This is a genomic window from Azonexus sp. (assembly GCF_036170495.1).
In the GTDB taxonomy this organism is placed as follows: domain Bacteria; phylum Pseudomonadota; class Gammaproteobacteria; order Burkholderiales; family Rhodocyclaceae; genus Azonexus.
This window is the reverse complement of record NZ_JAVHPH010000030.1, coordinates 1-1348: the sequence shown is the minus strand read 5'-3', so window position 1 is coordinate 1348 and position 1348 is coordinate 1. Positions and strand designations below refer to the sequence as shown.

Genomic DNA, 1348 nt, shown 5'->3' with positions numbered 1-1348 from the left:
GCGCGCGCCATGGGCATTCACGGCTTTGCCATTCCGGCCGACTACCGCCCGATCGAAACGCTGATGCGCCGTTTGCGCGTTGCCCCCTTCGATGCCCCGCCCAAGTTCACCGCCGACGACGTCATTGCCCAGTACGGCACCGTCATCGTCAGCGGCGCCGCCCTGGGCATCGGCGGCCTGCTCCTGGTCGTCTTGGCGCTGCTCCGCGCCAACCGCCGGCTGCGCACCGAACGGGCCCGCACGGCCGAAGCGATGACCAGCCTGTCGGCAACCGAGGCCCGGTTTCGCGCCGTTTTTGAAAACGTCGATGCCCTGTCCATCCAGGGCTACCTGGCCGACGGCACGGTCGCTTACTGGAACCATGCCTCGCAAACCCTGTACGGCTACACGCCCCGGGAAGCGATTGGCCGCTCGCTGCTCGACCTGATCATCCCGCCCGCCATGCACGAGAGCGTCCGCCACGCCGTGAGCTGGATGTTCACCAACAAGACCGGTCTTCCGGCCGGGCGAATGACACTGCGCCACAAGGACGGCCACGCCGTCGAGGTCTATTCGAGCCACACCGTGGTCGAGACCGCCGACCTCGGCACGATGATGTTCTGCCTCGACGTCGATCTGCGCCAACTGGCCAGTGCCGAGCAGGCGCTCATGGAGAGCGAGGCGCGGCAACGGATGATTCTCGAAACCCTGGGCGAGGGTGTCTATGGCGCCGATCTTGATGGCGTGTGCACCTTCATCAATCCGGCCGGGCTGGCCCAGCTCGGATTCAGTGAACAGGAAGTGCTCGGCCACAGCACGCATAGCCTCTTCCACCATCATCACGCTGACGGCTCGATCTACCCACCGGCCGAATGCCCGCTCCGGCTGACCGCCAGCGATGGTCTGACTCGCCGGATGGATGATGTTTTCTGGCGCAAGAACGGCGACCTGTTCCCGGTTCGCCTGACCGTCACGCCGACCCTGCACGACGGGCGAATCAGCGGAACGGTCGTCTCGTTTTCCGACATCAGCGAAATCCAGCGCAATACGCAGGAGCTGGAGCGCCACCGCCACAACCTCGAAGCCGAAGTCAGGCAGCGCACCGGTCAACTCGAGATTGCGCGCCAGGCGGCCGAGGCCGCCAGCCGCTCGAAGAGTGCTTTCCTGGCCAACATGAGCCACGAAATCCGCACCCCGCTCAATGCCGTGCTCGGCATGGTTCACCTGTTGCGCCGCGATAATCCGACGCCGATCCAGGTCGACCGTCTCGACAAGATCGACGCAGCCTCCCAGCATCTGCTCGCCGTCATCAACGACATTCTCGACATTTCCAAGATCGAGGCCGGCAAGCTGCAGCTCGACGAAACCA

General features: G+C 64.8%; 1 protein-coding gene. It reads left to right on the top strand.

Annotation, left to right across the window (positions count from 1 at the left end):
* Positions 1–1348 (top strand): PAS domain S-box protein (locus ADADOO_RS01275; RefSeq protein ID WP_511274355.1); only part of this gene is annotated, 1348 nt, incomplete at both ends.